Here is an 8,530-nt window from a genome sequence, read left to right on the forward strand (position 1 = left end):
GGGTGACTTCGCCGTCGTGCAGGTGGTGGAACCCACCCTCGGCCAGGCGGTCGAGTTGTTCGCCGGTGGCGGTCGCGGCGGCGAGTGGGCCATCGCGCCATCGTCCGCGCCAGGTCGGCAGTTGGTCACGCACGAGCGCCGCCGCCTGCCCGTAGAAATCGGCCAGCGCGTCGGGGCCGTCCCGCTCGACCGCCGCGCGCAGGCGCACGAAGCCGTCGACCGCGAGGTCCTTGCGGCGCCGGGCGCCGCCGGCGGGGTCGTCGGGTGGCAGGGCGGCGGCGGCGCGATAACGGGCCGGGTCGGCTAGGTGTTCCGGCGGAAACGTCAGCACCGCGTCGCCGGCCTCCGGCAGGCCCGCGTTCTGCATCACCACCAGGATCTTCAACCCACCGTCGTTGACCAACCGGTGCACGACGCCCGGTGCGAACCAGGCGACCGTCAGCGGGGTCAGCGGCGTCTCGGCATAACCATCGGCGCCCAGTGTCTGCAGGCGGCCGCGGCCCTCCAGCACCACGTAGCCTTCCGTGCAGACCAGGTGCACGTGTGCCGAGCCGCCGGGCAGGCCGTCCGGGCCCGTCCAGTCGTACACGGTCAGGTGGGTGACGCCCGTGCCGCCCGGGAAAACCGTCATGTCGCGAGCCGTGCGCAGGTCTTGTGGTCCAGGTCGCCGTCCGCGACCACGAGCCGGTAGCGCAGCGTCAGCGTCCCGCCCGGGCCGACCCGGCGCTCCGACGCGAACGCGGCGGGGCACAGCACCGCGTAGACCTCGCTGCGGACGAACCACGGCGTCGGGCCGTCGCGGTCGGCCATCAGCAGCGTCGACAGCTCGCCGTCCTCGTCGTGCCGCCCCGTGAACGCCATCCACGGTGCGCGCGCGCCGTTGAGCTCGTCGGTGCCCTCCGCGTCCGGGATGCGCACGGTGCCGCCGCTGAAGCTGCGAGGGCCGCGCCAGAACAGGCCGCTGTACGCCGCGCCCTCCCGGCCCTCCGTCTCGGGGCTGCCGATCGTCAGCTCGGCGTCGCCGACGTTGGTCAGCGCGGTGGTCAGGTCCAGCCGCCACGCTCCTTCCTCGGGCAGCACGGTCACGTCGAGCGTGCGTTCCTCCGCGAACACCTGCCGGCCGTCCTGCGCCGTCCAGGTCAGCCGCTCGTCGACGCCGATCCGGTCGGGTGTCGCCGTCAGCTCGGCGAAGGTGTCGTGCCGCTGAGTGCCGTTGTTGGGCAGCTGGGCGTAGCCACCGTAGCGGCGCAGGTAGGTCGGCCCGCCCCAGAAGTTGTCGGCGCCCACGTTGGCCAGCGCCAGCGACAGACCTTTGTGCCAGACGTGGTCGTGCGGCCGGTAGAGGCTCACCGGGCGGCCATCGAGAGTCCACATCGGATGGAGGTACGGCCGCGGCGACTCCCGCTCGTCGTCCCAGGGCCGGTAGACGTAACGGAACAGCTCCCGGTCGCGCCACGTCACCTGCAGTGCCCGGTCGTGCTCGTGCGTCAGCCCCAACCCGATCCGCCCAGGTTCCGTGCTCATGCCACCTCCTGCCGCGCGACGATCCGCCAGGGCGGCCCGGCACCCTGCATCCGTTCGTAGAAATCAGATCCCGGCCCGAGGTCGGCGGCGCCGATCGGGCGGCCGGTGAACGCCGACGCGTAGATCGCCGCCACCAGCCGCATGGTTCGCCGCGCCTCGGCGAGCGTGACCGGTGGCCGCCCGCCGGATGTCAGCGCGTCGAGGACCGCGGCGAACTGGGCCTTGTGCCCGCTCGGCACGCCCCGCTCGCCGCCGTGCCAGGCGCTGAGCACCTCCTCCTCGTGCCCGGGCACCGGGGTGACCCGCCAGGCGTCCTCGCCGTACCCGTACAAGTGGGTCAGCTCGATCGTCGCCTTGGCGAAGTCGAATCGCAGGTAGCTCTGCTCCCGCGGCGAGAGCACGCTGTTGACCACGCTGGCCACGCAGCCGTTGGCGAAGCTGACGTGGGCCAGCGACAGGTCCTCGGTGTCGACGTCCCGGGCCTGCCGGCGGGCCACCGCGCTGACCTGCGTCCACTCGCCGAGGATGGCCAGCAGCAGGTCCATCTGGTGGATGCCGTGCCCCATGGTCGGCCCGCCGCCCTCGGTGTCCCAGCGCCCCCGCCACGGCACGTCGAAGTACTCCTGCGAGCGGTACCAGGTCGTGTGGCAGACGGCCAGCAGCGGCCGGCCGAGCACGCCCGCGTCGTGCAGTGCCCGCAGGCGGCGGGCGCCAGAGCCGAACCGGTGCTGGAACACCGCGGCCACGTGTCGTCCACTGTGGCTGGACGCGGCCTCCAGCTCGGCGAACTGGCGCAGGGTCAGCGTGGGCGGCTTCTCGACCAGCACGTGCGCGCCGTACGCCAGCGCGGTGCGGGCCGCCTCCAGGTGCGCGCCCGGCGGCGTGCAGACGTGCACGAGGTCGGGTCGGGTCCGGTCCAGCACGTCTGCCAGGTCGGTGCCGGCGTAGGGAATCCCGTGCGCGCGGCAGAAGCTCCGGGCCAGCGTGCCGTCCACGTCCACGCCGGCCACCAGGTCGACCCGGTCGCCGAGGCCCCGGAGGGCCTCGGCGTGGATCCCGGCGATGGTGCCGGTGCCGACGAGCGCGACCCTCATCGGATGCCGGACTTCTGCAGCTGCTCGGTGAACTCGGCGCGGACCTTGTCGCCGCCCTGCGAGCGCCAGTTGCCGATCACCTCGTCGAGGTGGCTGAGCTGCTGGCGGCCGGCGATGATGTCGTTCTGGCCGTTGAGCACGAGCTGCCCGAGCGTGGGCTGCTTGCGGGACCACTCGTCGGAGAACAGCCCGTTGGCCACCACCGGGTCCGGCACCGAGGTGTCGATGATGGACTTCTGATAGTCGTACGAAAGCTGGGTGGCCTCCGGACGGCCCGGTATGAAGATCGTGTCGGGCGCGTCGACGATGTAGCGGACGCCGAGCACGGTCTGGCTGGCGCCGGCCTGGGTGAGCACGGGCCCGCCGTTCTCCATGTCGTAGTGGGTGCCCTCGTGCCCGTACCGCCGGAAGAGCCACTCCGCGGTGCCGAACGGCGCCGCCAGGTAGTTGCAGAGCTTGAGCAGGTCGCGGATCCGGCCCTCGTCGGCCTTCTTGAACACCGTGAAGTTGTTGATGGAGCCGGCGTTGGACTGCCAGGTCGGCGCGAACCCGCCGCCGTCGTACTTCGGCGGCCGCATCCCGCTGATCTTGAATTCCGGCCCGGCGATGTTCTCGGCGTAGAACTGCGGCCAGGCCGTGTAGCGGTCGGCGGTCAGGACCGCCTCACCCGCGTTGAACCAGCGCTTCACGGGCGCGTTGTTGGCAAAGCTGTCCGGGTGTACGACGCCCGCCTTGTAGAGCTCGACCACATCGGACAGCGCCTTGCGGAACTCCTCGGTCTCCACGACGTTGGTCAGCTTGCTGCCGTCCCACCGCCACCCGTTGGGAGCGCCGACCATCTGCTGCACCATGTGCATCAGGCCGCCGGCGTTGACGATGGCCCACCGGTTGGCCTTCGCGTCGGTCACCTTGACGCAGAAGTCGCGGAACTCGGCGAAGCTCTGCGGGTCGGGGTCGACGCCGAGCTTGGCGACGATGTCGTCACGGCGGAACATCAGCGTGCCGGCCACGCCGCGGTGCACCGGCACGCCGTAGATGCCGCCGTTGTAGACGCATTGCCGCCACGCGCCCGTCGGGATGTTGGCCAGGTTGGGATAATCGTTGACCGCGTCGCCACCGAGGTACGACGTCAGGTCGGTGCACTTGGCCGCCATCCATTGTGGAAGGTTGCCGATCCCGGCCGGCACACCGTTGGGCAGGAACAGCGCCGGCACGATCAGGTCCGGCAGGTCGTCGCCGGTGATCAGGGTGGAGAACTTGGTGGCCATCTCGGCGCTGGGCGTGATGGTGAGCTGCAGGTCGACGCCGAGCTCGCGGTCGAGCGCCTGCCAGAACGGGTTGTTGCCCTTCGGCGGCGGCACCGGGGAGCCGGTGAGCACGAACGCCGAGACGGTGCCACCGCTCAGGGGTGGCCCGGTGAACTGCTTCGGTGGTGGGCTCGGGTAGGCGAGGAACGCGTTGAGCAGCCCGTTGGCGTTGCCGGGCAGGTCCGGCTTGACGGCCGTCGACGGCACGTACGCCGGAAGTTTGACGCTCTTGTTGGCCGTTGCGCTGTTGTCGTTGGCGCCCCCGTCGCCGTCGCCGCACGCGGCGAGCAGCGAGCCGGCGGCCAGGGCGGTGGCGCCGGAGAGGAGGGTGCGGCGGTTGACGGTCCGGTGCAGATAGCGGTGGCTCATCAGGGTCTCCTCGCTGTGGGCGGTCAGCCTTTGACCGCGCCGACCAGTACTCCCTTGGTGAAATGGCGCTGGATGAACGGGTAGATCAGCAGGATCGGCACGATGGAGATCACGAGGATCGCCATCTGGAGCGCCTCCTGCGGCGGCAGGTTGCCGGAGCCGACCTGGTCGACGCCGAGCTGCTGCTGGTTGACGACGTAGGTGCGGAGCACGAGCTGGATCGGCCACTTGGCGGAGTCGTTGAGATACAGCAGGGCGCTGAAGAACGCGTTCCAGTAGCCGACCGCGTAGAACAGGCCGATCACGGACAGGACCGCCTTGGACAGCGGCAGGACGATGCGGGCGAAGATCTGGCCGTCGGAGGCGCCGTCGATCCGGGCGCTCTCCATCAGCTCGGCGGGGATCTCCATGAAGAAGGCCCGCAGGATCACCACGTTGAACGCACTGACCACGGCGGGGAGGATCACCGCCCAGTACGAGTTGAGCAGGCCGAGCAGGTCGATGGTGAGGTAGGCCGGGATGATGCCCGGCGTGAACAGCAGGGCGGCGACGACCACCATCAGCACGGGGCGGTGGCCGACGGAGTTCGGGCGGCTCAGCCCGTACGCGAGCAGGGTTGTGCTGGCCAGGCTGAGCGCCGTGCCGACCAGGGTGATGAACACGCTGACCGCGACGGCGCGGGGCACGACGCCGCCGGTGAACAGGGCGCGGTAGGCGGCGAAGGTGACCTCGTCGGGGATGATGACGAAGCCGCCCTCGCGGACGATCTGCTCCCGGGTCGAGAGGCTGGTCGAGACGATGCCGACGAACGGCACGATGATCAGTGCACAGCAGACGGTGAGCAGGACGCCCTTGAGCGCCCTGACCGTTGTCGGCGGTGTCGCGTTCTTCCTCGTCACCGGATCTCCCGGCGATAGAGGCCGGCCTCGCCGAACGCGTGCGCGAGCCGGTTGGCGCCGAGCACCAGCGCGACGCCGACCAGCCCCTTGACCAGCCCGACGGCGGCGCTGACGCCCCAGTCGCTCTGGACGATGCCGTTGTTGTAGACGTAGGTGTCGAGCACCTCGCTGGCGTCGATGCCGACCGCCTGCTGCTGCAGGATGATCTGCTCGAAGCCGACGGTGAGGGCGTCGCCCAGGCGCAGGATCAGCAGCAGCACGATGACGCTGCGCAGACCCGGCAGGGTGACGTGCCAGATCTGCCGCAGGCGGCCGGCTCCGTCCACGGCCGAGGCCTCGTAAAGCTCCGGGTCGATCCGGGACAGGGCGGCGAGGAACAGGATCATCGCCCAGCCGGCCTCTTTCCAGAGCACCTGGCCGGTGACCAGCTCCTTGAACACGGCGGCGTTGCCGATGATGTCGATGGTCCCGAGGTCGTGGCGGCGCAGGAACGTGTTGATCGGCCCGCTGCCGCCGAGCAGCTCGTTGAAGATCGAGATGACGATGACCCAGCTCAGGAAGTGCGGCAGGTAGAGGATCGTCTGCACGATCCGCTTGAGCCGCTCGGAGATCAGGCTGTCGAGGAGGAGCGCGAGGGCGATCGGCAGCGTGAAGACGATGCCGATCTGCAGCAGCATGATCACGAGGGTGTTGCCGAGGGCGGTCAGGAAGAGGGGGTCACCCTCGACGATGACGCGGAAGTTGTGGAGGCCCACCCACGGGCTGCCGCCGAGGCCCAGGTAGGGCTGGAAGTCCTTGAACGCGATGACGTTGCCGAGCAGTGGCAGGTAGTGGAAGGTCAGCAGCAGCGCCAGGCCGGGGAGCATGGCGAGCAGCAGGAAGCGGTCGCGCCGGACCCGGCCAGGCTTCTCCGCCGGGGGCGACGGCGGGGGCGGTGGCGGCGGCTCGTCGACCTCGGTCGTCGGGCCGCTCAACGGTCGCGCCACCATCGCCCCCATCCGTTCCCAGGCAGCCGCCATCGACCCGAGCCGCCGCATCGGCGACCCCGGCTGGTGCCGGCATGGTCCGCTCCGAGAAGGCCCCGATACATCTCGAAACTCTTCCGGAAGATTTCCCACACGCTACGATTAACAGCGTCGTACGTCAATGCCACACAGTGGCACAACTCGATGCCGTTGCCGCGCTGCGTCCATCATGGACCGCTGCCGAGGGTTCGGCGCGTGTCGCCGAAAGTTCCGGAAAATCTCGGAACCTCAGGCCGTGCTTCGGCTAGGCCGACGTGGATGCGAACACGGCGTCGGCCCGGGCGAGCACGGTGGTCAGGACCCGGCCGGCGGCCGCCAGGTCGGCTTCGGGCAGGTCGCCCCAGAGCTGTTGGGTGATCGGCCCGGTGGCGGCCCGCACGCGCTGCCAACGGGCCACTCCTTCCTCCGTGGCCACGGCGCCCCCGCCGGACTCGACCCGCACCAGGCCCGCGTCGGCGAGCTCGTCGAGCCGCCGCCGGGCCGCGGCCTCGTCCACCTTGAGCGCGTGGGCGATCTGCGCGACGACGGGTGCGTCGCCGGCGGTGATCGTCAGGGTCAGGGCGACCCACTGCGGCTCGGTGACGCCGATGTCGGCGAGCAACCGGTCGAGGATCGCGTTGAGCGCCTTCTCGGTCCGGCCGAGGAGTTGCGCACTGAAGTCGGTCATGGCTGCCTCCCGAGGCAATCGTTAGTGACACGAACGAAGCTACTTCGTTAGTCCCACTAACGCAACTGCTACGCTCGGCGACATGGATCGCCTGCGCAACCTCCGCACCCGGCTGCTGTCCATGGCCGCCATGCACTCGGACCGGCTGGTCAACGAGGCGCTGGCGGGCGCCGACGCCCGCAAGTGGCACTACGCGGTGCTGGCGACGCTGGCCGAGCAGGGGCCGGCCAGCCAGTCACAGCTCAGCGACCGCACGGGCATCTACCGCAGCGACGTGGTCGCGGTCCTCAACGAACTGACGGCCCGCGGCCAGGTCGAACGCGCACCCAACCCGGACGACCGCCGCCAGAACGTCATCACCCTGACCGCCGCGGGCCGCCGCCAACTCGGCAAGCTCGACCGCATCCTCGTCGAGGTCGAGAACGAGCTTCTGGCCCCGCTCACCACCCAGGAGCGCGACCAACTGACCCGCCTGCTCACCAAGCTGGTCGACCACCACAAGGGCTGGAAGGAAGCCTGACCGGTCAGTCCTGTGCGGACCGTCAGTGACCTATCAGGACCGACGGGTGAGCCCTCTCGTCCAGTGTGGTGGTTGGCGCCGACGCGGCGCGCGACGAAAATGGCCCGCACGATCGCGGTGGCCAAGGGCGGAGAGCTGTGACAACGAAAGAGATCGTCGTGCCCGAGCACGGTGAGGACGATTCCAATGCGATGGTTCGCTTCTTCCAGAACCTGGTCGTGCGGGTCACCAAGGATGGCGTCGGCCCCATCACCGGGTCGATCCCATACGCGGAGGCCCGCCTGGCCAAGGTCGACCCGGCCATGCGCCGGCCGGCCGCGGAGGGCGACAGCTCGTCGTTGCGCGACCAGGTCACCGAGGACGCGATCGAGCGCGTGATCGATCGGCTGATCAAGGAGTCGATGGCCGCCTCTTCGACGAACGGATTCGTCACCGGCTTGGGCGGCTTCATGACAATGCCCATCACGCTCCCCGCCAACGTCGCCGGCGCGTTGGTGATCAACGCGCGGCTCGTCGGGTCGATCGCCTACCTGCGGGGTTACGACATCGCGGACCCGCACGTACAGACGGTCATCACGCTCGCGACGGCGGGCGGCACGCTGGCGAGCACGCTGCACGGGGTCGGGGTCAAGATTGGGACAAAGCTGACCGCGCAGGCGATCAAGGCGATACCGATGGCCGTCATTCACCGCATCAACGCGCGTGTGGGCTTCATGCTCCTCGCCAAGTACGGGACGCAACGGTCCGTTCTCACCTTGGCCAAGGGCATCCCGATCGCCGGCGGCGTCGTCGGGGCGGGCGTCGATGCCACCTTCACCGCTCTGGTCGGTCGCGCGGCCAAAGCGAACTTTCCCGCACACCTCTGAACCAGGCGCGCAAGGCTCAGGCGACGGCCCCGGCGCCGCGAGGCCCTAGCGGTCGACGGCTTCCTGCGCCTGCGCGCGGCGGTCGAGCGGGAGGGCCCCGACGCCCTGGCCAACTTGTACAGACGGGCGGTGGCGCTCGTGCGTGACCAACTGCCGACCTGGCGCAGACGCTGGCGCGATGGCCCACCCGCCACCGGCGAACAACTCGACCGCCTGGCCGAGGGTGGGTTCCACCACCTGCACGACGGCGAAGTCACGG

General features: G+C 70.1%; 9 protein-coding genes. 2 read left to right on the plus strand and 7 right to left on the minus strand.

What is annotated here, in order from left to right; genetic code table 11:
* The 7 genes from Air01nite_RS39840 to Air01nite_RS39870 form a co-directional block, all read right to left on the minus strand.
* On the minus strand, window positions 1–631 hold a 631-nt coding region (locus Air01nite_RS39840), incomplete at its 3' end, for a cupin domain-containing protein (RefSeq protein WP_203708609.1).
* On the minus strand, window positions 628–1,524 hold the full coding sequence (locus tag Air01nite_RS39845; protein ID WP_203708610.1) for a DUF6807 domain-containing protein: 897 nt from the start codon (window positions 1,522–1,524) through the stop codon (window positions 628–630). The genes Air01nite_RS39845 and Air01nite_RS39840, both read right to left, overlap by 4 nt.
* On the minus strand, window positions 1,521–2,618 hold the full coding sequence (locus Air01nite_RS39850; protein ID WP_203708611.1) for a Gfo/Idh/MocA family protein: 1,098 nt from the start codon (window positions 2,616–2,618) through the stop codon (window positions 1,521–1,523). Before Air01nite_RS39850 ends, Air01nite_RS39845 begins: the two co-directional genes overlap by 4 nt.
* Window positions 2,615–4,294: a type 2 periplasmic-binding domain-containing protein gene (locus Air01nite_RS39855; protein ID WP_203708612.1), complete on the minus strand. Its 1,680-nt coding sequence runs from the start codon at window positions 4,292–4,294 to the stop codon at window positions 2,615–2,617. The genes Air01nite_RS39850 and Air01nite_RS39855 overlap by 4 nt, the downstream gene beginning before the upstream one ends.
* Before the next feature lie 23 nt (window positions 4,295–4,317).
* On the minus strand, window positions 4,318–5,193 hold the full coding sequence (locus tag Air01nite_RS39860; RefSeq protein ID WP_203708613.1) for a carbohydrate ABC transporter permease: 876 nt from the start codon (window positions 5,191–5,193) through the stop codon (window positions 4,318–4,320).
* Entirely contained in the window at window positions 5,190–6,182 is a 993-nt protein-coding gene (locus Air01nite_RS39865) for an ABC transporter permease (RefSeq protein WP_203708614.1), read from the minus strand. Before Air01nite_RS39865 ends, Air01nite_RS39860 begins: the two co-directional genes overlap by 4 nt.
* Window positions 6,183–6,462: 280 nt before the next feature.
* Complete coding sequence (locus tag Air01nite_RS39870; protein ID WP_203708615.1) at window positions 6,463–6,885, minus strand: MarR family winged helix-turn-helix transcriptional regulator; 423 nt, start codon at window positions 6,883–6,885, stop codon at window positions 6,463–6,465.
* 82 nt (window positions 6,886–6,967) lie between these two features.
* Here Air01nite_RS39870 and Air01nite_RS39875 point away from each other — a divergent pair, with 82 nt between their 5' ends.
* Both Air01nite_RS39875 and Air01nite_RS39880 read left to right on the plus strand, forming a co-directional pair.
* Window positions 6,968–7,405 (plus strand): MarR family winged helix-turn-helix transcriptional regulator, encoded by a 438-nt coding sequence (locus Air01nite_RS39875; RefSeq protein WP_203708616.1) that lies wholly within the window; start codon window positions 6,968–6,970, stop codon window positions 7,403–7,405.
* 68 nt (window positions 7,406–7,473) lie between these two features.
* On the plus strand, window positions 7,474–8,271 hold the full coding sequence (locus tag Air01nite_RS39880) for an EcsC family protein (protein ID WP_239091285.1): 798 nt from the start codon (window positions 7,474–7,476) through the stop codon (window positions 8,269–8,271).
* Window positions 8,272–8,530 lie beyond the last annotated feature (259 nt).

This window comes from Asanoa iriomotensis, from assembly GCF_016862515.1.
GTDB classification, from domain to species: Bacteria; Actinomycetota; Actinomycetes; order Mycobacteriales; family Micromonosporaceae; genus Asanoa; species Asanoa iriomotensis.